Here is a 23,014-nt window from a genome sequence, read left to right as displayed (position 1 = left end):
TTCACTTACCGTATTGGGCTATATTGACAATATATATCTATAAACGGTCATTTCATGCTATCTCTTCCCCCTTACTTTCCCGCATTCGACTCCGATGAATACCCTCAGAAAGTGGTGGCTTTGCAACTGACAGGCGGTGAAAAAGAAGCTGAAACACCCTTTCACCACCACCGAAAATGCCAGCTAGTGATGCCCGTGACAGGGTTTGTAAAATGTAAAATATCCGATGCTATTTGGATGGTTCCCCAACATTTCGCAGTATGGATCCCCAGCCAAGTTCCCCATAGCAATAAAATATCGGCGGATGCCAATGTGTGTATGCTTTTTATCGACCCCGATGTTGTCAGTATGCCCAATAAGAGTTGTACTATTTCTATCTCTCCCTTACTAAGAGAGTTAATCGTTCACCTCACCCAGCAAGATCAGCATTATTTACCCACCAGCCAAACAGCACGACTCGCGGATGTATTAATAGAACAATTAACCACCATGCCGACGGAGCACTTTGATTTTCCTATTCCCGTAGAGCCAAGACTCAATGCGATCGCTTTAGGGTTACTCGCCACACCATCAGATAGACGCACAGTCGGTGAATGGGCTTCACTCTTTGCCATGAGTGAACGAACCTTGGCACGGCTAGTTAAACAAGAAATTGGCTTAACCTTTGGAAAATGGCGCGGACAACTGCATATCGTGGTCGCACTACAAAAACTTGCATCAGGTAACTCAGTACAACGAATCGCAGATCATTTGGGTTATGAATCAGTCAGCGCGTTTATTACCTTTTTTAAGAAAACGCTTGGACGTCCCCCAAAACAATATATGAAAGGCCGTGAAGCTTAATTTATCTCAAATAAAAGACCAACAAGAGATAAAACCTCTGCTAATTAGACTTGACGAACAACCATTAAAGCAAAGACAATACGCCACCTTTTTATACTGTAATACTATTTTTGCTTTTCACTGTCTAGAGTGTGGTTTCTGTTTTTTCAAAATTGCATTTTATTATTCGCAATATCAATCAGCTAGGACGATTCAGATCTCTACCATCATGCAAAGTGTAATATTTATTCATTGTTAATTATTAATGGTGTCAAAAATATAAACACTCGCGTTGATGTCTCTTTTTCGACCCACACTTTCCAATAACAACGCGCTAAGTAGCAAACTCAATTTACGGATATTAAATATGCACTCTGGTAAAGAAATCACCTTCCCTCAATCTGAACAGCTTATCTCTATCACTGATTTACAGGGGAAGATCACATACGTAAATGATAATTTTTGCAAAATAGCAGGTTACACAAACGAAGAGCTCGTTGGACAACATCATAATATAGTGCGTCATCCTGATATGCCTAAAGCAGCATTTTCTGATTTATGGCAAAAGCTAAAACGAGGAGACTCATGGAGAGGAATGGTAAAGAACAGCAGCAAGAATAACGATTATTATTGGGTAGACGCTTACGTTACCCCCGTTTATGAAAACGATATTATTATCGGTTATCAGTCAGTGCGTACTTGTCCAACAAACGATCAAAAAATAGCAGCGACAAAGCTTTACCAAACGTTAAATAAAGGAAAATCAGTTTCTGAACTTTCACTTAACATTACCTTAAAACGCATCGTAGCCATTATGGTTGCGCTATTAAGCCTTACGCTGGTTAATATAAACTACGGGTTACAAGCGGCACTTATTCAGCTTATAACCCTGCTTTTCCTGATCGCTATTTTTGCAGAAGAGATGTTTTCGTTACCACGATACGTTAAAAGCATTAAAGCCAAATATGATAGCCCGTCACGTTTATTATTCTCAGGCAAAGGGCTCAGTGCTTTACTCAATTACCCTCAACTTATACAAAAAGCTAAAATCCGCACTATTTTAGGCCGAAGCCGTGACTCTGGATCAGTATTAAATAATTTAGCGTCATTGCTCTCTCAAACATCAGAACACACATTGAACGGTTTAAGAGAAGAAGGTAATCAATTAAATCAATTAGCAACTGCGATAACTGAAATGAGTGCAACGATAAGCGAAGTCAGTAAAAACACCACAGAAACCCATGATAAAGTGGTTGAAATAGCCGATCAATGCAACCTATCAATTGGCACCATCGATAAAAGTGAAATGAAAATTATAATGCTTTCACAAGAGGTAGAAAAAGCAGCGTCAAGTGCTAACGATTTAGTAAAAGATGCACAGCATATAGCGACGATTATGGACGAAATCGAAGGCATAGCAAATCAGACTAACTTACTGGCTCTTAATGCCGCAATCGAAGCCGCTCGTGCTGGCGAACAAGGTAGAGGCTTTGCAGTCGTTGCCGATGAAGTAAGAACATTAGCAGGCCGTACTCAATCTGCAACCGAAGACATTCGCAAGTCAGTTATTACACTGCAAAATACCTTGTTATCCTGGAGCAACATCATGATAGCGAGCCGTGATGAGGCTAATTATTGTGTTGAACAGACACAAGAAGTCAAATTAAGCGTCAATAGTATCAAATCGATGGTTGAAAATGTCAGTGATATTACCGCTCAAATAGCAACCTCGGTTGAAGAGCAAAGCATTGTGGCTAATGAGATTAATCAAAACATTTACGCCATTGACAGCATCTCCAAACAAAACACAGAAAGTGCAGAAAACGTTAATAAAAACAGTAACAAAGTTAACGAAAATGCAGTCGCTTTAGAAGCGTTAAGCTCAACGTTCCGTTGAGTCTTAATGAGGAGAACTTATCCGGCAGGATAGGTGAAATCGAATCAGGGCTTCGGTGAATTTTCTAAAAATTCGTACTTTTAATACGCCATAGAACAAAAAGCCCCTGTAGTGGTCAAGTAAACAGGGACTAAAATGAAAAAACTGCTATTTAATTGCTTAGATAGCGGTTTTTTAAATGTTGTACTCAAGCGTTCAGCTGTCATTCGTCTAGGCCAGAAAACTCTCAAAGGATCCAAAAACTCATTAGAAAAATCTTTAGATCACTGGGTTTTACAACCATATTGTACATGCATTATTGGGAGGACGTGGTGAAAGTGCTCACCTTAACCACTAATACTCTAAATTATTGCTTCTTAAACTTTATAGTTTAAATAATTAATTTACCGTGACTCTCTTCACAAAGGATACGCTGTAGTTTATTATGTGATTTATTACTTACCCAATGAGGTAAAGTTCTTAATTTTAACTACACAGAGTACTCAAAGATGCTGTAGCGACTACAGTCACGCATTTGTGTTTAAATGCGCGGGTTAAACTACGGGTATCTATATTATCGAGATAGAAAACAACTCACTCACGACCCCCCTATATCAGACTAATTATAAAAAAAATTGAAAAACACTAAGAGTCCTTACAGAAAAAGACTAGCAATGCGACAGACTTTACTACTAATCGATAACTACTTAATTTTACAAAGTAATATCATGAACAACTTAAAGATCATTAAAAAAACAAAGTTTTTCATCTGCTATTTTATGGTTAATATCGATTAGTTAACCATTAGTTTTAAGTAATTTGTTTTGATTTAATAATGAAACCGTTATTTATGTGAGAGAAAGTCATTTTATACACAAAAAATTTACTAACAAAAAACAACATTAAAAACGCAGTAATTCTCATAATTTTAAACTAAGGAATAACCATGAAGTATAAATTAATAGCTGTTTCAATTTTATCTACGGCGATGTTGGGATGCGCAACACAATCTCCTCAAATGAAAGGTGTTGAAGGCGAACACTCTCAAGAGGCACAAGCTACAGCCCAAAAAGCGGCATTGGAACTTGTTGTAGCTCCCACACTGAAGCGAAAAGTAGCATTAGGCCGAATTACAAATGAGACAACATACGGTAAAAGTCTCCTTCGCGATGCTAAGGGAGATGTTTTGGGCAAGCAAGTGACTGACATGCTGTCTAAGTCTTTAACTCAATCAGGTCAGTATATGGTTTTTGAGAGACCAGATATTGCTCGCCTTCAAGATGAAGCAAAGCTCACAGGCGAGGAAACAAATTTGGTTGGTGTTGATACATTAATAATTGGTTCACTTACTGAATTTGGGAGAAAAACAGAGGGTGAAAGTGGATTTCTTTCCTCTACAAAAAAACAAGTTGCCCATGCAAAAGTTGATCTTCGTTTAGTCGATACAAAAACAGGACTCGTTTACTACTCTTTATCAGGTGCGGGGGAGTCTAGCTCTGAATCAGAGTCTGTAGCTGGTTTCGGATCTAAAGCAGGATATGACGGAACGCTTAATGATTTAGCCATCTCCAACGCGATTTCAGATGCAATCAATAAACTGACTCAAGAAATGCAAACCCGCCCTTGGAAAACCGATATTTTAACGGTTGAAGATGGTGTCATTTATATCAGTGGGGGTAAATCTCAGGGTATAAGAGAAGGCATGGTATTTAATGTTGAGACTCAGGGTAAGGAAATAAAGTCTAAGCAAACAGGGTTTGTGATTACTCTTCCTGGTAAAGAAGTGGCTAGTATCAAAATACTTCAGTTGTTTGGTGACAACGAGAGTAATGAAGGTGCTGTCGCATCAATCGTAAGTGGCTCTATTGATAATTATAAATTTAACGAACTTAATGTTTTGGAGAAAAAATAATGAAAACTAAATTTATTATGCTTTATTTTTATGCCTTTGTTCTGGCCGGGTGTGTTCAAATGCCGACGTTAGAGAGTAAGACTGTCGATAATAGACCGCAACTAACATTTAGCATTACTGGTGAGAGTAATGTTTCAAATTACTCTGTCTCTATCGATAATTTGGATAATGGCTCTATTGCCCCTTACACAGATACAAATGAAGCATTGAGAGTTCTTTCTGGAACGCATCTTATTGAAATATATAAAAATAATGAATTAATTTCATCTCGAAAAATATACCTTGGTGATGGCGTAACTAAGGAGATCATCATCAAATGAAAAAAATAATGATTATTTTTATCCTCACATTACCTTTTTTGTTGTCTGGTTGTCAGACAACAAAAAATTCACTTTATAGCTGGGGTGGATATCAGAGTGATTTGTATGAATATTATTATGATCCTGTTGGTGCGGCTGAGTTTCCAGCCATTCTAGAGGCGCATCTAAAAGAAATTGAGAAAAGTGACAAAAAGCCCGCACCAGGGCTTTATGCTGAAGTTGGTACTTTTGCTTTGCAGACAGGCGATATACCTAAAGCGATAGAGTTTTACAATAAGGAATCAAACGCTTGGTCTGAGAGTAAATTTTTAATGCAAGCGCTTGTGGATAATCTTAAGCTTCAATTACCAAAGGAAGATAAATAATGAGATTTTTTAAGCTAACACTAATATTTATTATTCCATTCGTGCTGAGCGCTTGTCAAACAACTAAGCCTATCGCTAAAGACATGAGATTTACAGAGCATAGCCCTACATCTATACTCGTACTGCCTGTTGTTAATCACAGCGTAGATGTGCAAGCCCCTTTAGCTGTATATAGTTCATTGCCAGTGTTATTGGCAGAGAAAGGGTACTACGTATTCCCGTCTTATACGGTAAAAACTGTTCTTGAATATGAAGGACTTTATGAACCATATCAAATCCAAAACCTACCAACTAATCAGCTAGCGGATATGTTTGGTGCTGATGTTGTGCTTTACGTTACGATTAATACTTGGGACACCACGTATTTAGTTTTGTCTAGTACAACGAATATTAACTTTTCTTATGAATTTAGAAATAAAGAGGGTGAAACAATTTGGAAGGCAACGAAAGCCATGGCTTATACGCCAGATAGTGGTTCGTCAGGCAATGCGCTTGTTGATCTGATTAGTATGTTGATTACGTCAGCAATAAATCGAGCGGCTCCTGATTATATGCCTTTAACAAATGCAGCCAATCAGCAAGTTTTTCATATCGATGCAGCTACATCTTTACCTAATGGACCTTATGCTTTGCCGTTAAAAAAATAGTAGTTAATATGATTGGTATATCTCATTAGGTGAATCTATACATTTATCATAATACCCGTTAAACGCATAACTTGAAGGCTACCTAATTGGTCAATGTCGATCATTTAAATATCTATGAATAAAAATAAAACAAGTTTGCAGATAGATAAAAACCCTCAATCTTATTAAAGGTAGGGGATTTTTTCAATCAAGAAACGGAATTAGTTTATAAGTTATTTGAAAAAAAGACTCATAGTACAGCAACGTTTTAACTGTTATTGAGACCATATGGATTGAGAGGCGTCATTAAAAGCAAGTATTCGATGTCGACGCTTACCAGCGGAACAAGCGGTATGGCTCATCATTACGATAGGTTTGAAAATTGGAAACATCCAACGCTTTAAAGAAGCCAATCGGGGACATATATGGTCACTCCTTATAAATCAAGGTTACACTGTTTTTTCTTTGCTATTTAATAATCGATATCGTGCAAAATAATCGTCGCCACTTAAACAGTAAGGGCTAGGTTTTCTGGTTAAACCTGTTTTTGCTCTTTATCGTTTTATTAGATAGATCACCTTTCCTGAATTGCTTTTTCACTGTTGAGATAACGGTTTCTTGACATATATCCGGCGTCTTAATGACTCTTTATGGGGAGTCGCGCCCTCCTGAATTCCAGAAGAAGTCTTACAAGCCTTTGCACCCACCAGGAAAAGGCAGGACACCCGAACCTTTTTCACTAAGCCTCAGTAGTTAAAATGATCCACTTCCATTCTGAACTAGAGGCAATGGAGACCTCTCCGAAGTGATGAGATGAGCGTTATTATGTCTCCTTGTGTTTACTGTCAATTTGGGTTATCCCGACTGAGTGCGGGTATAGGGAATCAATGCAGTAGCAAAGATTCCGTTTACGTTTTTCTTAGGTGAGTAACAACTTTAGCAAAAGAAATCATGGAGTGAATTGAACGACAGTTCAGGGTTATGAACGGGCTAAGCACTGAGTGCCCCTTGATTTTCATTAGCTTTTTCTTGCTGTTGAGAAGCATGATTCCCTAGAACTGCGAAACTACGTTTCGGTTTCTAATCATCGACTCGCCAAAAGGCGAAACCCCTGCCAATTAAGCTTGACGACCGACTATAAAAACCCCAAAAGGTAGGTTCCCTCCCCTGCGAATACCGGTATACGGAATCAATGTGACAACACAGACCCCCTATATCTTTTTCTTAGGTGAGTAACAACTTTAGCAAAAGATAAGAGGCATAAGCAGGCTAAGCACTGATGTGTTTTTTATTTATACCGCCTTTAAGTTAATCCTAGTTAGTTGATTAATTTGTGAATTTATAAGTGACACCTAAACTTAATCCCCAAGCGAGGTCTCGTTGTATAAGTGAACTATCGCTATCATGATGTTCCACATCTAATTTAATTAAACCTAACCACTTAGGCGTGAATGAGTAAATTCCTACTAGGCCAGCTTTATAAACAAAAGAACCATCAGCTTCAAATTCATTCAACCCTGATGCGATTGACTCGGTTGCTGAAACATTATAAAGATGCTGTGATAAATGCTTATCTCTGTAGTCAACTTCTGCGATAGGCGTTAGCGTAAAGCCTGTTAATGGCGTGTCAAATTTATAACCTAAATGGAGCTGTAATTCGTAACCATCATGAACATTTGTTACATCGTGTAAATAAGTTAACCGCGCACCAACAGTGCCTAGTGTTATCCCTAATTCACCATTACCATCACGGTCTTCGATGCCACTAGGAAGTGAGTCTACGTCATTCGATACTTCAGCGAATCGCCATTGTCCTGAAATACCTAAATAAGGCAATACCGAAACATTAACAAGGCCACCATCAACAAACCCATACTCGCCGTAATAGAATATATCCGGCACGACACTAAAACTGCCTTGCTCTTCTGTGAAGACTGACTGGCTATATTTTCCATCAAGACCAACAAAACCAAAGTCGTAATACTGTTCTTGTGCTGTTGCTTGAAAAGACGTTACCGCTACCGTACTAATTATTAAGCCAATCCATTGTTTACATTTCATTTGTTACTCTCCTAATTATTATTTAAAAGAGAACGGTTTTAGCGATAACAAATTGCACGATGGATTAAATTGTTTTTGGGATTTTAGATTGGCAGTTTATTATTTTGTGGAAAAATCGGATAACCCAGAGCTTTTAAAAGAAAAGAAAAAAGAGCTCCAATCGAGGACACCCGACTCTTTTTGACTGAGCTTCAAATTATCACAGAATCAAAAAAGGGATGCCCTTGATTGCTTCTCGATTGCTTCCTTCTCCGATTTAAAGTTCAACGATAGATTTTACCGCCAAGGTTAATGCACTCGCAGTACAGAGTACCAAGGTTAAGCTTTTTATCTGCTTCTTATCAATGCGATGCACTAACTTACTGGAAACTAGATAGCCCAGAAACAGAGCAGGGAGCAACATAATAGAAAGTAATAATTGATTCATATTTACAAATCCCGCGATGGCTAAAATCGCAAGAGAAATCAGAGAGCTAAAAATAAAAAAGGCAGAAAGTGTCGCACGGAATTGATTAGCTTCTTTACCCGCTAACAGAATCGCAATCGGTGGACCGCCTATATAGCCGCAATATTACCGAATATGCCAGATAATATACCTGCGATAAATAAATTTAAGCGATTAATATTGATATTGAATTTTAGTACGCTGAGCATGACAGTTAAACCAACAATACTTGCAATAACCAGCCCGAGTATCGGTTGTGGGGCTATCAATAACAATCCGACACCAATAAACCCACCTGGAATTCGGCCTAATAAAGCATATTGCATCCCATTAAATTTCAACTCTTTACGTTCCCTAAGTAAGGTTAATAATGAAATTGAAAGCCCCATTAGTATGATGGGAACAGGAACAAGTCGCGGATCAAGAATATAAAGAAAAGGAGCCGCGACCACGGCCAGACCAAAACCGATGAGCCCTTGAGTCAAAGATCCAAAAAATATGATGACAGAAGCTAATAATAATGTTGTTGGTTCGATAAGGCTAAGCACGGTGTTTCTCGATTAATCAAATGGTTTGAAATAACGATACCACTAAAAACAAAGATAATTACAAACAAACCGATAGCTCGGATTTATTTGTAATTAATTGCGATAGGGACTTCGGGTTTTTCGCTAATAGTCATTAAAACACTCTAATCTAGCGCATCAAAACCTTAGGGTGCAGTGTAGTGTTAAAAACGATTCAGCGATATAAACTTTAATTGCCTGCCTTGTGTTTGCTGTCAATTTGGATTATCCCGACTGAATGCCCCTTGATTTTCATTAGCCTTTGCATGCAAAGGCGGTGCGTTAAGAAGTTGCTGCTTACCTAAGAATAAAAAACGTTTCGGAACGGCACTTTTGGGTTACTTTTTCTTGCTGTTGAGAAGCATGATTCTCTAGAACTGCGAAACTGCATTTCGGTTTCTAATCATCGACTAGCCAAAAGGCGAAACCTCTGCCAATTAAGCTTAACCATCGACTGGATGAGCTTGACGAACGACCATGAAGCAAAGAGGGGATGTCCAGTTTTATCTATCCAGTTTTATCTACGCCTCAAAAGGATCAAGCAAGTCGATCCTTTTTGATCCTTAAATTAATTATTTTTAAGACTTTTTTAGGGGCTGAGTAGTAACTTGTTTTATTACTACTAAACGAGCTAAAACTTAAGGTAAACAGTATTTCATAAACAATAAGAAGAATAGAAAAGAATACTTTATGCAACAATAACCTCATAAAAAAAAACAACAAAGACATCAAGAAAACAGCTTGTTTTTACATGAAATTTTTTAGATCCTGCCAATTCTACGTAAGCGTCTGGGCAATGGCACCTAGGAAGCCAATCGGGGCATTCACATCTTGATATAAACAAAATCAGTAAGTTAAAATTATCATCGGGGAGCCCGAAAGTTTTTAATCAATATATATAAAGATCCAATCGGGTACCCGTGTCTTTTTGACTGAGCTTCAAAACCCACGTTCAACTTGGAAGTGCACTAAGTATTTCATACTAGATTTCAAAAGGTGTTTTGTAACCGATACACTTTCTTGGTCTTGAGTTTAGTGTGTTTTCGATCTCTTCTATTCGCTTTGAAGAGACTAAAATAAAGTCCGTTCCTTTGGGTAAATACCTTCTAATCAAACCCTTCACTTGCTCTACCGCTCCTTTTTCCCAGAAAAAAAATCCAATCGAGAACACCCATATCTTTTTGACGCAACTTCAAGTGCCCTTCTATGTTGAACAAGGGTGATTAATATCACCGAATCAATAAAGGGATGTCCTACTTTACTCAGTAACTTGATCTTGATTATAGAATCACCTCTAAATAGGGAGGAATCTACAGTTAATTCGATGATGCATTTGGAGTGCATTTCTAGCTCATGCTTACGAATGGATTCTTTACAATAGCAGGATCAATATCCTAATTTTTATTGTTAATAAAAATTTTTCATTAAGGCTTTGTTATGTCTCAAACAACTTACCTAGAACAAAATGAAACTACGTTAAACATTACAACTCGTACTGAAGAAGATTTGCTTGGTAAACGTCAAATACCAGCCGATGCTTACTGGGGAATTCATACTCTTCGTGCTATCGAAAACTTCAATATATCTAAGCACACAATTTCAGATGTCCCAGAATTTATACGTGGCATGGTCTTTACTAAAAAAGCAGCTGCAATGGCAAATAAAGACTTAGGCTCTATTCCTTCAAAAATTGCCCAATATATTATTCAAGCTTGTGACGTGATGCTTAATACGGGTAAATGCATGGATCAATTTCCATCTGACGTATATCAAGGTGGCGCAGGTACATCCGTTAATATGAACACCAATGAAGTTATTGCTAATCTAGCGCTTGAATTAATGGGTAAACAAAAAGGCGAATACAACATTATCAATCCCAACGATCATGTTAATAAAAGCCAATCTACCAACGATGCTTATCCAACAGGTTTTCGTATCGCTGTTTATAATAGTTTAATGAGCATGGTTGAATCGCTTGATTACCTTAGAAAAGCGCTTGAGGCGAAAGGCCTGGAGTTTGCTGATATCTTAAAAATGAGCCGTACCCAACTTCAAGATGCAGTGCCAATGACAGTAGGCCAAGAGTTTCATGCATTTTCCACTTCTATTAAAGAAGAAATTAAAAACATTCACTATACCGCTAATTTATTGCTTGAAATTAATTTAGGTGCGACTGCTATTGGAACAGCACTAAATACCCCCGAAGGTTATCAACCACTAGCAGTTAAATACCTTGCTGATATCACTGGATTAGCCTGTACACCTGCCGAAGATCTTATTGAAGCAACATCAGATTGTGGCGCGTATGTCATGGTGCATAGTTCGCTTAAACGTACTGCCATTAAACTATCTAAAATATGTAATGATTTACGTTTACTTTCGTCTGGTCCTCGCACTGGATTTAATGAGCTTAATTTACCTCAATTACAAGCCGGCTCTTCTATCATGCCAGCTAAAGTAAACCCAGTAATCCCAGAAGTAGTAAACCAAGTTTGCTTTAAAGTGATTGGTAATGACACCACAATTACCTTTGCTTCTGAAGCAGGCCAATTACAACTTAATGTGATGGAGCCAGTCATTGGACAAGCATTATTTGAATCTATTTCATTACTTAATAATGCGTGCATAAATCTAACTGATAAATGCATTATTGGTATTACTGTCAATAAAGAGGTTTGTGAACAATATGTCTTTAATTCAATCGGTATCGTCACTTATTTAAACCCATTAATTGGTCATCATGAAGGAGATATCGTCGGTAAAATTTGTGCTGAAACGGGTAAAAATGTCCGAGAAGTCGTTCTTGAACGAGGCCTGTTAAGCGAAGAACAATTGGATGAGATTTTTTCAATAGAAAATTTAATGCACCCTAAATATAAAGCAAGACATTACGGCTAGAGCATTAAGTTCAAACCACCGATAGCGTGTGATTGATAATAAAAACGCGCTATTTTTCCTATTTTTTTTCATTTCATCATTTATTTCATCATTTATTTCATCACTCATTTCACCATTCATTTCAAATAAAGGAATACCTCATGATTACTTTAGAATTCATCACCGTGATCGTCTTTATATTTATAGGCGCAAGAATAGGAGGTATTGGCATTGGCTTAGCAGGTGGAGCAGGTGTGATTTTTTTATCACTGGTGCTTGGAATGCCCACCAGCCAATCACTTATCCCTATTGATGTTATTTTAATCATTATGTCTGTTATTACCGCTATTGCTGCAATGCAAGTCGCAGGCGGACTCGATTGGTTAGTACAACTGGCTGAAAATTTTCTGCGTAAAAATCCCAAAAGAATAACTTTTTATGCGCCTATCGTCACTTATTTCATGACCATCTTTGCTGGAACAGGACATACCGCATTTTCAACATTACCGGTTATTGCTGAAGTTGCCAAAGAGCAAGGTATACGTCCATCTCGCCCTCTGTCGATTTCCGTTATTGCATCTCAAGTAGCGATCACCGCATCACCCATTTCTGCGGCTGTTGTTTTTTTCTCCGGCATATTAGAGCCTGTAGGTGTTAGTTATTTAACGCTTCTGTCTATTTGTATTCCAAGTACGTTTATCGCGTGCATGATTGGTGCATTTGTAGCGAATAAAATGGGCTGTGAGTTAAAAGATGATCCTGTGTATAACGAACGTTTAAAAAAAGGATTAATTAAAATGAGAGGAGTGACTAAACGTGAACTCCCTGCAAGTGCAAAACCTGCAACCTGTATTTTCATGCTGGCCATAATTTGTGTAATCATCTACGCAGCTGCGATTTCATCCTCAGTAGGTTTGATCCAAGATCCGACATTAGGGCGCAATGAAGCCATTATGGCGATCATGTTAACGGCAGCCGCTGCCATTGTGGTGTTTACAAAAATAGACGCATCAAAAATAGCCAATGCACCTACCTTTATTTCAGGTATGACAGCATGTATCTGTGTACTTGGTGTGGCTTGGTTAGGTAGTACATTTGTGAGTAATCATGTTGTAGGCATTAAAGAAGTTGCTGGTGCAGTATTGATTGATTACCCATGGACTCTTGCCATCATTCTATTTTTGGCTTCAATGTTACTTTATTCTCAAGGCGCCACCACCGTCGCACTAATGCCAGCCGCATTAGCTATCGGTGTCGCACCACTAACCGCCATTGCTTCTTTTGCAGCCGTGAGTGCACTGTTTGTATTACCCACTTATCCGACGTTACTTGCTGCCGTTGAAATGGATGATACTGGCTCCACTCGTATTGGTAAATTCGTCTTTAATCACCCCTTCTTAATCCCTGGAGTCTCGACCATTGCAAGCTCAGTGATACTCGGTTTCTTTTTTGGCGGGATGATCCTTTAATTATTATTCATTATTGTGGCTAATACCTGAGTCAGCATTAGCCACAATAAATAAAAAAAGGCAAAAAAGGTAGGGCCCCCGAACCTTTGGGCTAAGCCTTAGTCGTTTAAATAGCCGGCTTCCATTTTGAACTACTAGAGCTAATGTATATTTTCACAACGTTACGAGATGAACGTTATTGTCTGCCTTGTGTTTTCTGTAAATTTGGATTATCCCAACTGAGTATGGGTATAGGGAATCAATGTGGCTACAAAGATTCCGTTTACGTTTCTCTTAGCTGTACAGCAACTTTAGCAAAAAACAATAGAGTGAATTGAACTACCGTTCAGGGTTATGAACAAGCTAAGCACTGAGTGCTTTTTATTTATACCGCCTTTAAATTAATCAATAGTCAGTTGATTAATTTGTGAATTTATAAGTGACACCTAAACTTAAGCCCCAAGCGAGGTCTCGTTGTATAAGTGAACTATCGCTATCATGATGTTCGACATCTAATTTAATTAAACCTAACCACTTGGGCGTGAATGAGTAAATTCCTACTAGGCCAGCTTTATAAACAAAAGAACCATCTGCTTCAAATTCATTCAACCCTGATGCGATTGCCTCGGTTGTTGAAACATTATAAAGATGTTGTGATAAACGCTTATCTCTGTAGTCAATTTCTGCGATAGGTGTCAGTGTAAAGTCTGTTAATGGCGTATCAAATTTATAACCCAAATGGAGCTGTAATTCGTAACCATCATGAACATTGGTTACATCGTGTAAATAAGTTAATCGCGCACCAACAGTGCCTAGTGTTATCCCTAACTCACCATCACCATCACGGTCTTCGATGCCACTAGGAAGTGAGTCTACGTCATTCGATACTTCAGCGAATCGCCATTGCCCTGAAATGCCTAAGTAAGGTAATACCGATACATTAACAAGGCCACCATCAACAAACCCATACTCGCCGTAATAGAATATATCCGGAACGACACTAAAATTGCCTTGCTCTTCTGTGAAGACTGACTGACTATATTTTCCATCAAGACCAACAAAACCAAAGTCGTAATACTGTTCTTGTGCTGTTGCTTGAAAAGACGTTACCGCTACCGTACTAATTATTAATCCAATCCATTGCTTACATTTCATTTGTTACTCTCCTAATTATTATTTAAAAGAGAACGGTTTTAGCGATAACAAATTGCACGATGGATTAAATTATTTTTTTGGATTTTAGATCGCAAGCTTATTATTTTGTGAAAAAATCGGATAGCCCAGAGCTTTTAAAAGAAAAGAAAAGAAAAGAAAAAAGAGATCCAATCGAGGAGACCCGACTCTTTTTGACTGAGCTTCAAATTAATATCACCGAATCAAAAAAGGAATGTCCTCGATTGCTTCCTTCTCCGATTTAAAGTTCAACGATAGATTTTACCGCCAAGGTTAATGCGCTCGCAGTACAGAGTATCAAGGTTAAGCTTTTTATCTGGTGTTTATCAATGCGATGCACTAACTTACTGGAAACTAGATAGCCCAGAAGCAGAGCAGGGAGCAACATAATAGAAAGTAATAATTGATTCATATTTACAAATCCCGCGATTGCTAAAATCGCAAGAGAAATCAGAGAGCTAAAAATGAAAAAGGCAGAAAGTGTCGCACGGAATTGATTAGCTTCTTTACCCGCTAACAGAATCGCAATCGGTGGACCGCCTATGGCTGCAATATTACCGAATATGCCAGATAATATGCCTGCGATAAATAAATTTAAGCGATTAATATTAATATTGAATTTTAGTACGCTTAGCATGATAGTTAAACCAACAATACTTGCAATAATCAGCCCGAGTATCGGTTGTGGGGCTATCAATAACAATCCGACACCAATAAACCCACCTGGAATTCGGCCTAATAATGCATATTGCATCCCATTAAATTTCAACTCTTTACGCTCTCTAAGTAAGGTTAACAATGAAACTGAAAGCCCCATTAATATGATGGGAACAGGAACAAGTCGCGGATCAACAATATAAAGAAAAGGAGCAGCGACCACGGCCAGACCAAAACCGATGAGCCCTTGAGTCAAAGAGCCAAAAAATATGATGATAGAAGCTAATAATAATGTGGTTGGTTCGATAATGCTAAGCACGGTGTTTCTCGATTAATCAAATGGTTTGAAATAACGATACCACTAAAAACAAAGATAATTACAAACAAACCGATAGCTCGGATTTATTTGTAATTAATTGCGATAGGGACTTCGGGTTTTTCGCTAATAGTCATTAGAACACTCTAATCTAGCGCGTCAAAACCTTAGGGTGCAGTGTAGTGTTAAAAACGATTTAGCCATAGAAAAAACTAATCAGGTATAGGGAATCAATGTGGCTGCAAAGATTCCGTTTACGTTTTTCTTAGGTGAGTAACAACTTTAGCAAAAAAATAATGGAGTGAATTGAACGACAGTTCAGGGTTATGAACGGGCTAAGCACTGAGTGCCCCTTGATTTTCATTAGTTTTTGCATGCACTGGTATGTGTATTCAAAGGCGGTGCGTTAAGAAGTTGTTGGTTACCTAAGAATAGAAAACGTTTCGGAACGGCTCTTTTGGGTTACTTTTTCTTGCTGTTGAGAAGCATGATTCTCTAGAACTGCGAAACTGCGTTTTGGTTTCTAATCATCGACTAGCCAAAAGGCGAAACCTCTGTAAATTAAGCTTAATCACCGACTGGATGAGCTTGACGAACGACCATGAAGCAAAGAGGGGATGTCCAGTTTTGTTCATCAAGAGTGAAGCAACAATCGAAGACACCCGATCCTTTTTGACTAAGCCTTAGTCGTTTAAATAGCCTGCTTTCATTCTGAACAAAAGGTGTTCGATATTTCCACGACGTAATAAGGTAAAAGTTGTTGCGTCTCCTTTTGTTTACTGTCAATTTGGATTACCCCCAGCTGAATACAGGTATAGGGAATCAATGTGGCTGCAAAGATTCCGTTTACGTTTTTCTTAGGTGAGTAACAACTTTAGCAAAAGAAATCATGGAAGATTTCATTAGCCTTTGCATGCACAGGGATGTGCATTCAAAGGCGGTGCGTTAAGAAGTTGTTGCTTACCTAAGAATAAAAAACGTTTCGGAACGGCACTTTTTGGTTACTTTTTCTTGCTGTTGAGAAGCATGATTCCCTAGAACTGCGAAACTGCATTTCGGTTTCTAATCATCGACTCGCCGAGAGGCGAAACCTCTACGAATTAAGCCGAACCATCGACAGGATGAATCATTGAAGCAAAGAGGGGATGTCCCGTTTTGTTAAAGAGGCTGAATTGCATCAATGCATATATCTGCTTAATCAAACAGGCTTAACTGACGATGCAGATAGCATACTATTTACGGATATTGATGGGTTACCAAGCATCATCGTTGCAAAGCTATTTGGTAAAAGAGCTAAATGCTATATCGAATTATTAGGCCACATCTTACAACCACTGGCAAAATCCCCACTTACCCTTAATGACTTTGAATATATTGAGAAGGAGACGTTACTTAGCTTTCTCGATGTCGCTGTTAACAACTCCTTCAAGGGGATTAATGTCTTAATCTACGGGCTGGCACAGGTAAAACAGAATTCTCTAAAGTGGTGGCGAATACACTTAATGCAGAGCTTGTTAGTATTCAAACAATTGAATCATTTCAAGGTAGAGGTCAACACAAAGTAACAAGCTCAACTATTCGGTTACAATTTCTCAAATTAGTGCAAAATATCGTTAATCATAATGACAAAACCATACTGTTATTAGATGAATGTGAGGATGTTTTTGCTCAAAACCTATCAAACTATGGAGGAGGCAAAGATCTACTACATCACTTACTTGAGTCAAATGTGCTTCCCACTATTTGTGGTAACTAATCATATAGATGAAATCCCTCATAGCTGTTTAAGGCGATTTTCACATATAGTTAATGTGGAAATACCTGATAAACGCATCATGAGCAAGCTACTCGATACAAGCTTTAAAGGGTTAAGCATCTCAAAATCATTTAAAGAGAAGATCTTGAGGAATGACAATATAGCCCCCTCTCATATCACCAATGCATCCTTTATCAGCAAAAGCATCAAGCAAAAAGGAAAAGTGGCCGAACAGTCAATCGAAACATCGATCACGAATGTATTAACAGCATGTGGTTATGATTCTACCCACCAAGTGTACAAATCACAGATCCCCTTCTCCACTGAATTTATTAACTTGAAAGAAGGTAATCAGTCTATCGATGAGATTGAAGGTGCTATCACTAAGCATTGTGATGTACGAGTGTTATTACTGGGCCCATCAGGGACTGGTAAAACGGCTTTAGTTCATCACTTAGCAGAGCAAGCAGGGAAGGAGTTACGCACGATACGATGCTCAGATGTGTTAGATAACCTGAGTTCCGGTTAATGAGCGCTTTAACTGAATATTTATAATGTAATGATGCACTGTCAGCCAGTGCTGAAATTTTTGTGATTATCGAGGCAAATTGAGAAGTGAATAGCTGGCTATTCTGAGTTAATTTAACGAAGATAGGCGCCAAAATAGCAGTATTGGGGAGCGTTGCTTATCCAGAATTCAGGTTAGATAAGTATGTTGGAGGAAGTGAGAAGAATATAGCGAGGATATTTCAACAAGCAGATCACGACAACTGCATTCTCTTCTTTGATGAAGTCGACAGCTTGTTATTAGATAGACCAGGCTTGAGTCAAAGCCATGAGATACAGCAAGTTAATGAACTGCTCACACATATGGAATGCTTTAATCAGCCTTTTTTTGCCGCTACTAACTTTGCAGAGCGATTAGATAAAGCAGTGATGAGGCGGTTTGATTATAAGCTGTCATTTGACTTTTTGAAGCAAGAGCAAGTGCAAGTGCACCTACTTTACAAACAAACGACTAAATCAAAGACATTAACGAAAGCAATAACGTCACAGCTTAATCCCCTAAAAATCCTTACTCCCGGCGACTTCTCTATCTTAGCTAGGCGTCAAAAAATAACAGCTAACAAGCTTCTTGGACACGAATGTATTGGGGTATTAAAATCAGAAAATAAGAGAAAGAGTACAAGCAATAGTATTGGGTTTATTTAAGTAATTACATAAAACATTATCAGTAGTACGGTAAGGACACCCTTTTATATTAACGTTCCAATCTCTCAATAGGCTTTACCTGAGCATCATAGCACTCCATAGCACTCCCTTTGACTTCCTCTAAAATTAGTCTTTTCACTTCAGGGTATTGCGAAAAAACTTGTAACCACATTGAAAAGAAACCATCACAAGATCTAGCAGTCTGCCTTACCATTGCTGGCTCATTAGGTAATTCCAAAAAATCATTTAAGGAAACTTGAGCTTTTTGCCATGACTTTAACCTTGCAAAAGCCCTATCATCTGTCCTTCCAGCTGTATCTTTCTTTCTATTTAAACTCACCAAATTAAATGTAGCCAGCGCTAATGTTTTTACTTCTTCAGGTAGATCATCTTTCACAGAAATACCAGACTCATTATATTCAAATAAAAATGAAGTATTATGTTCGTCAGGAAATACATAACCATCTCGGTCGTCATTATTATCTGACTTTATGATATTACAACTTTTACAAGCGAGTAAGAAATTACTCCAACTATTAATTAAAACTTCATTGCTCGATTTTGGTTGTACATGTTCAATATCAGATTGGTTGCAAATATTCATTTCACAATAAGAACAAAAATGGCCGATGGAATTCTTTAAGTCATCTTTAGCTTGTCCGTATTGAGTGTAAACTTTATTTTCCCCATCAGAACCTTGAGGAACAGGCCCTCTTTTTATAGGCCTCACAGCTTGCTTTCCGTTATTAAGCGTTTCCTTTCTAAAAAAGCCACATATGCCATGTTATCTTCATAAAGAGCAGAAATTTCATCCAATCTATTCTTTATTTCAAGTATTTGATCTTCCGTTACATTGGACTTTTCTAATTCATCAAGCTTATCAAAATACTCATTTGCGCAGGTAAGCATAGCTTTTTTCTTATTGCTCATTTGAGGTATTTCTATTTGCTGAACCTCTTCCGCAATATCATCAATACTTTTCATAAATGGATCAATAACTTCTCCACCATCTAAATTAAGAACTTCATCAGTTTTTAGAGATTGAATAATAAATGGCGAATGAGTCGTTACAATAAATTGAATTTTGGGAAACGTTCGTTTTAAATCCTCAATAATTGTTTTTTGCCATTTTGGATGCAAATGCATGTCTAGCTCATCAATCAGAACTACACCACTTGTACTTAAAACAGCCATATCAGCAAGGTGAGGATTTAATTTTATAGCTCTGTAAGCGATATCAGCAGTAAGTCGAACAACATTTTTGTATCCGCTACTTAAAGTCTTATATGCAACCCAATCTCCCGACTCAACTTGACACAACATATCATCAGCTTCCCAACTGAATACTACATTTTTCCACTCTGGAATCATATTTTTAATAGCTGAAATAAAAGCATTATAGAGAGTTTTGTCTTTATTGAATTTCAGAGCACTATCTTCAAATGTTTTAAACCAAGATAAAAACTTTTGTTCAAATGATCTTGGATCTAGAGCACTATAATATCCATCAAGCCTAGAGCTTTTTTTAGCGTATGCGCTTTTTTGAAATTGCTCAGATAATCTTTCAGTTCCATAGTATGCAATCAATGGGAGGTTAACCTCCTCACCATTTCGAACTCTTTCAGTTAGATCTTTAGCTTTATTAATTAAGTCTCTAGCTTCTTTTTGGCTTGTTACACCGCTACGAACTTTGTTAGTACTTCTTTTCCATTGATAATTTATATTATCTAAAGAATGCTCTACACCGATGCAAAATGGTAATTGAACTTCAACGCTTTCAGGTGAAGCAATAACCCTTCTTTTTTCTGAATTGCTCAAAGGGCGAGATTTCACTCCATCAACTCCCAAAAAGAAAGTTCCCAATATAAAGGATAATGCATCTAAAACAGTTGACTTTCCTGTTCCATTATCACCTATAAGGACTGTTACTTTAGGGTTAAATAAAAACAATTCATCTTCAAATCTCTTAAAGTTTTTAATGCTGATATTCGTTATTTTCATTTTGAGCCCGTAATTATAAATTTATTAAATATTTTTCATATATCATAAGTCTGTATGATAACAAGAAACATTAAGTGCGACTAATTTCATTCACGCTCATCTTAATTTTCAGAAGGTATACCTATATCCCAAAACATTAAAGTTACTACGCGTAACCCTATGTAGAGTGTATTCCAAACGCTTAGATATGTGTTCAAAAGATAGAATGTTAAATGTATATGGCCTTGCTATACAATAGAATAAACTCTAGGATTCACCATAAATGAGATACAATTCCAATTCAATTTTCAAATAAATTATTACTAATGAAATACCGATTATTAGCAAAGCTTTTTCATAGCTCAGAACTTAAAAAACTTGCCTCTGGTAACTTAGATACGATTCATGAAACTATCGAACACTTTGAAGAGCTATCATCAAGTCAATGTGTAGCTGACTTTTATGAGCTAGCGTATTCTTTGCTAGTAAGATATTACAGAAATGAATATGTGGTAAAAAATGAAATTGCCAACAAGGTCCTTTTAGGGCGCCTATCAATGAACACTACATCAATGCTTAGTGAGCTTAGAACAGGCTCTAATATCGCAGATTGCCTACTCATAAACGGTAGCTCGACCTGTTACGAAATTAAAACAGAATTTGATTCATTATCTAGACTAAATAGCCAATTAAACTCATACAAGCAAGCATACGATAAAACTTACATAGTGGCGCACAGTACTCACCTAAAAAAAATAGACCAAGTTCATAAAGCATCTCCATCATTCGGGATTATTGAACTAACTAAGAGGAATCAATTAAAGAAAATTGAAGAAGCGCCTCAATGCGATGAATTCAACTTTGAAATCACGTTCGAAACTTTACGCAAGCCAGAGTATTTATTTATTGCAAAGAACCTGTTAGGTGAAATCCCGAATATGCCAAATACAAGCATTCAAGATTACTGCAAACAAGCTTACTTTTCACTTTCACCAGATGTAGCCAATAAAACTTTCAAAAAAACACTTAGAAAATTCAGGGCTAATGATCACAATTTTATAAATAAACTACCTAAGTCATTAAAGAACATCGGTATTAGCTACCAACTCAATAGAAATGAAAAAAACAATATTTTATCATCACTGACTAATGACATTCAGTCACACTCAGGAGAAAGAAATGTACTTTCCATTTTTACGAGGCAAACGCCATGAATTATCTGCACTTCGTAAGTTAGCTATAAAGGTAAACTCAAATAAAATTAAACCTATAATTGAGCCAGTTAAAGCTAACACCAGTGCTCTGTACCTTACAATCAAAGAGTTAAATAACAATCAAATCACACCATTAATAATAGTTAACCCACTCATAGGTGAAAAAGAAAACAGTAATAGTATTGATTTTTTTAATGAACTCTCAAATGAGAATTTTTCATTTATCCCTTGCGTTGCTTACAGTCATCAAAACTCCACAGCGGCCAACCAGCTTGCCACTTACTTTATGAATAACAATCAAGCCTTTAGTACTTATTTTAAAGACCAACCTAGTACCTTAATGCCTAATATAACTTTAAAATCAGCAGTTAACATAGTCCGTATAACCCCAAATACACCTAGTAACTTTTTCGTTAATTTACCAAGGCAAGTTAGACTCAATGATTCTTTTGAGTCACAAAGCCGAAATGCAGACTACCCTACTGGTCAATATCATTTTTCGGATACTATTAATACACACATACAGCAACCAAATACAATTGGTTTTGGTGATTATCAAATGGTTGGTGAACCATACTCAGAAAAAGGAGGCCCAGCTAGAGCTGTAGCCATCCATATTACATTTATCGATTCACCCAGTAATTCCATCACAATTAAGCACTGTGTATCTACTAGCAATAGTGGAACCACAACTTATACAGCACAAAAATTCCTAGAGGCATTAGATCAACTCATATTATTTGCTAATCAAAACCCACAGCTAGATCAATCTACTACAGGGTTCCAAGAGTTTGTTGACCTTCACGCTCGTAGGCACTTCCCAAATTTGGGGCCAGTGAAAGAAAATTCGATGATGCATCATATTGAAACAATCACTAATTACTTATAATGATTTAAGCGAGCCTCAACCTTTAATGCTAGAGGCTCGTTGTAGATAAGAAAAAAGGTAGGACACCCGAACCTTTTCGGCTAAGCCTTAGTCGTTTAAATAGCCCGCTTCCACTCTGAACCACTAAGAGGTAATGGATATTTCCACAACGTTACGAGATGAACTTTATTGTCCGCCTTGTGTTTGCTGTCAATTTGGATTATCCCGACTGAGTACGGGTATAGGGAATCAATGTGGCTGCAAAGATTCCGTTTACGTTTTTCTTAGGTGAGTAACAACTTTAGCAAAAGAAATCATGGAAGATTTCATTAGCCTTTGCATGCACAGGGATGTGCATTCAAAGGCGGTGCGTTAAGAAGTTGTTGGTTACCTAAGTATCAAAACGTTTCGGAACGGCACTTTTTGGTTACTTTTTCTTGCTGTTGAGAAGCATGATTCTCTAGAACTGCGAAACTACGTTTTGGTTTCTAATCATCGACCCGCCGAGAGGCGAAACCTC

19 protein-coding genes and 1 pseudogene are annotated in these 23,014 nt (G+C 37.5%); 14 read left to right on the top strand and 6 right to left on the bottom strand.

What is annotated here, in order from left to right; translation table 11 throughout:
- Positions 1–54 precede the first annotated feature (54 nt).
- The 6 genes from CXF74_RS03470 (at position 55) to CXF74_RS03445 (ending at position 5,942) form a co-directional block, all read left to right on the top strand.
- A complete protein-coding gene (locus tag CXF74_RS03470) occupies positions 55–843 on the top strand; it encodes an AraC family transcriptional regulator (protein WP_101081009.1) in 789 nt (262 codons plus the stop codon).
- Positions 844–1,189: 346 nt separating this feature from the next.
- Positions 1,190–2,719 carry a methyl-accepting chemotaxis protein gene (locus tag CXF74_RS03465; protein ID WP_101081008.1) on the top strand — a complete coding sequence of 510 codons (1,530 nt, stop codon included), beginning with the start codon at positions 1,190–1,192 and terminating at the stop codon, positions 2,717–2,719.
- A 925-nt stretch (positions 2,720–3,644) separates the two neighbouring features.
- Complete coding sequence (locus tag CXF74_RS03460; protein WP_101081007.1) at positions 3,645–4,610, top strand: CsgG/HfaB family protein; 966 nt, start codon at positions 3,645–3,647, stop codon at positions 4,608–4,610.
- Complete coding sequence (locus CXF74_RS03455) at positions 4,610–4,930, top strand: hypothetical protein (RefSeq protein ID WP_101081006.1); 321 nt, start codon at positions 4,610–4,612, stop codon at positions 4,928–4,930. Before CXF74_RS03460 ends, CXF74_RS03455 begins: the two co-directional genes overlap by 1 nt.
- Entirely contained in the window at positions 4,927–5,295 is a 369-nt protein-coding gene (locus tag CXF74_RS03450) for a DUF4810 domain-containing protein (RefSeq protein WP_101081005.1), read from the top strand. Before CXF74_RS03455 ends, CXF74_RS03450 begins: the two co-directional genes overlap by 4 nt.
- Positions 5,295–5,942 (top strand): GNA1162 family protein, encoded by a 648-nt coding sequence (locus CXF74_RS03445; protein ID WP_101081004.1) that lies wholly within the window; start codon positions 5,295–5,297, stop codon positions 5,940–5,942. Before CXF74_RS03450 ends, CXF74_RS03445 begins: the two co-directional genes overlap by 1 nt.
- Before the next feature lie 1,305 nt (positions 5,943–7,247).
- Here CXF74_RS03445 and CXF74_RS03440 read toward each other — a convergent pair.
- Both CXF74_RS03440 and CXF74_RS03435 read right to left on the bottom strand, forming a co-directional pair.
- Entirely contained in the window at positions 7,248–7,982 is a 735-nt protein-coding gene (locus CXF74_RS03440) for a MipA/OmpV family protein (RefSeq protein ID WP_101081003.1), read from the bottom strand.
- A gap of 256 nt (positions 7,983–8,238) precedes the next feature.
- Positions 8,239–8,975: pseudogene (locus CXF74_RS03435) on the bottom strand (sulfite exporter TauE/SafE family protein).
- A gap of 1,455 nt (positions 8,976–10,430) precedes the next feature.
- On the opposite strand from CXF74_RS03435, the gene aspA reads away from it, so the two are divergent.
- Both aspA and CXF74_RS03425 read left to right on the top strand, forming a co-directional pair.
- The gene (gene aspA / locus CXF74_RS03430; protein ID WP_101081002.1) at positions 10,431–11,891 is read left to right on the top strand and encodes an aspartate ammonia-lyase; all 1,461 of its coding nucleotides are present in this window, start codon (positions 10,431–10,433) and stop codon (positions 11,889–11,891) included.
- Positions 11,892–12,031: 140 nt separating this feature from the next.
- Positions 12,032–13,339, top strand: a complete 1,308-nt coding sequence (locus tag CXF74_RS03425) for an anaerobic C4-dicarboxylate transporter (RefSeq protein WP_101081001.1) — start codon at positions 12,032–12,034, stop codon at positions 13,337–13,339.
- A 399-nt stretch (positions 13,340–13,738) separates the two neighbouring features.
- Here CXF74_RS03425 and CXF74_RS03420 read toward each other — a convergent pair whose 3' ends face one another.
- Positions 13,739–14,473: a MipA/OmpV family protein gene (locus CXF74_RS03420; RefSeq protein WP_101081000.1), complete on the bottom strand. Its 735-nt coding sequence runs from the start codon at positions 14,471–14,473 to the stop codon at positions 13,739–13,741.
- 259 nt (positions 14,474–14,732) lie between these two features.
- On the bottom strand, positions 14,733–15,467 hold the full coding sequence (locus CXF74_RS03410; protein WP_101080998.1) for a sulfite exporter TauE/SafE family protein: 735 nt from the start codon (positions 15,465–15,467) through the stop codon (positions 14,733–14,735).
- 1,142 nt (positions 15,468–16,609) lie between these two features.
- Between CXF74_RS03410 and CXF74_RS21885 the strand changes: the two genes are divergently transcribed.
- The 4 genes from CXF74_RS21885 (at position 16,610) to CXF74_RS03395 (ending at position 18,432) form a co-directional block, all read left to right on the top strand.
- Positions 16,610–17,029 (top strand): hypothetical protein, encoded by a 420-nt coding sequence (locus CXF74_RS21885; protein WP_157822321.1) that lies wholly within the window; start codon positions 16,610–16,612, stop codon positions 17,027–17,029.
- Positions 16,948–17,220, top strand: coding sequence for a hypothetical protein (locus tag CXF74_RS23065; protein WP_101080997.1), 273 nt, complete (start codon positions 16,948–16,950; stop codon positions 17,218–17,220). The genes CXF74_RS21885 and CXF74_RS23065 overlap by 82 nt, the downstream gene beginning before the upstream one ends.
- Before the next feature lie 55 nt (positions 17,221–17,275).
- Entirely contained in the window at positions 17,276–17,749 is a 474-nt protein-coding gene (locus tag CXF74_RS03400; protein WP_157822320.1) for an AAA family ATPase, read from the top strand.
- A gap of 143 nt (positions 17,750–17,892) precedes the next feature.
- The gene (locus CXF74_RS03395; RefSeq protein ID WP_232772425.1) at positions 17,893–18,432 is read left to right on the top strand and encodes an ATP-binding protein; all 540 of its coding nucleotides are present in this window, start codon (positions 17,893–17,895) and stop codon (positions 18,430–18,432) included.
- A gap of 49 nt (positions 18,433–18,481) precedes the next feature.
- Here CXF74_RS03395 and CXF74_RS03390 read toward each other — a convergent pair whose 3' ends face one another.
- The gene (locus tag CXF74_RS03390) at positions 18,482–19,162 is read right to left on the bottom strand and encodes an HNH endonuclease domain-containing protein (RefSeq protein WP_101080994.1); all 681 of its coding nucleotides are present in this window, start codon (positions 19,160–19,162) and stop codon (positions 18,482–18,484) included.
- Positions 19,159–20,433, bottom strand: a complete 1,275-nt coding sequence (locus CXF74_RS03385) for an AAA family ATPase (protein ID WP_101080993.1) — start codon at positions 20,431–20,433, stop codon at positions 19,159–19,161. Before CXF74_RS03385 ends, CXF74_RS03390 begins: the two co-directional genes overlap by 4 nt.
- A 305-nt stretch (positions 20,434–20,738) precedes the next feature.
- Between CXF74_RS03385 and CXF74_RS03380 the strand changes: the two genes are divergently transcribed.
- Together CXF74_RS03380 and CXF74_RS03375 are read left to right on the top strand one after the other, a co-directional pair.
- Positions 20,739–21,626: a sce7726 family protein gene (locus CXF74_RS03380; protein WP_101080992.1), complete on the top strand. Its 888-nt coding sequence runs from the start codon at positions 20,739–20,741 to the stop codon at positions 21,624–21,626.
- Positions 21,592–22,515, top strand: coding sequence for a sce7725 family protein (locus tag CXF74_RS03375; RefSeq protein ID WP_101080991.1), 924 nt, complete (start codon positions 21,592–21,594; stop codon positions 22,513–22,515). Before CXF74_RS03380 ends, CXF74_RS03375 begins: the two co-directional genes overlap by 35 nt.
- Positions 22,516–23,014 lie beyond the last annotated feature (499 nt).

Source organism: Psychromonas sp. Urea-02u-13, from assembly GCF_002835995.1.
GTDB lineage: Bacteria > Pseudomonadota > Gammaproteobacteria > Enterobacterales > Psychromonadaceae > Psychromonas.
The sequence above is the reverse complement of the archived record's forward strand: the minus strand, read 5'-3'. Positions and strand labels throughout refer to the sequence as shown.

What these genes read in the sequence shown, in the direction of transcription:
- CXF74_RS03470 (WP_101081009.1), top strand. Translation starts at nt 55, where the DNA reads ATGCTATCTCTTCCCCCTTACTTTCCCGCATTCGACTCCGATGAATAC.
- CXF74_RS03465 (WP_101081008.1), top strand. Translation starts at nt 1,190, where the DNA reads ATGCACTCTGGTAAAGAAATCACCTTCCCTCAATCTGAACAGCTTATC.
- CXF74_RS03460 (WP_101081007.1), top strand. Translation starts at nt 3,645, where the DNA reads ATGAAGTATAAATTAATAGCTGTTTCAATTTTATCTACGGCGATGTTG.
- CXF74_RS03455 (WP_101081006.1), top strand. Translation starts at nt 4,610, where the DNA reads ATGAAAACTAAATTTATTATGCTTTATTTTTATGCCTTTGTTCTGGCC.
- CXF74_RS03450 (WP_101081005.1), top strand. Translation starts at nt 4,927, where the DNA reads ATGAAAAAAATAATGATTATTTTTATCCTCACATTACCTTTTTTGTTG.
- CXF74_RS03445 (WP_101081004.1), top strand. Translation starts at nt 5,295, where the DNA reads ATGAGATTTTTTAAGCTAACACTAATATTTATTATTCCATTCGTGCTG.
- CXF74_RS03440 (WP_101081003.1), bottom strand. Translation starts at nt 7,982, where the DNA reads ATGAAATGTAAACAATGGATTGGCTTAATAATTAGTACGGTAGCGGTA.
- aspA (WP_101081002.1), top strand. Translation starts at nt 10,431, where the DNA reads ATGTCTCAAACAACTTACCTAGAACAAAATGAAACTACGTTAAACATT.
- CXF74_RS03425 (WP_101081001.1), top strand. Translation starts at nt 12,032, where the DNA reads ATGATTACTTTAGAATTCATCACCGTGATCGTCTTTATATTTATAGGC.
- CXF74_RS03420 (WP_101081000.1), bottom strand. Translation starts at nt 14,473, where the DNA reads ATGAAATGTAAGCAATGGATTGGATTAATAATTAGTACGGTAGCGGTA.
- CXF74_RS21885 (WP_157822321.1), top strand. Translation starts at nt 16,610, where the DNA reads ATGTCCCGTTTTGTTAAAGAGGCTGAATTGCATCAATGCATATATCTG.
- CXF74_RS03385 (WP_101080993.1), bottom strand. Translation starts at nt 20,433, where the DNA reads ATGAAAATAACGAATATCAGCATTAAAAACTTTAAGAGATTTGAAGAT.
- CXF74_RS03380 (WP_101080992.1), top strand. Translation starts at nt 20,739, where the DNA reads ATGAAATACCGATTATTAGCAAAGCTTTTTCATAGCTCAGAACTTAAA.
- CXF74_RS03375 (WP_101080991.1), top strand. Translation starts at nt 21,592, where the DNA reads ATGTACTTTCCATTTTTACGAGGCAAACGCCATGAATTATCTGCACTT.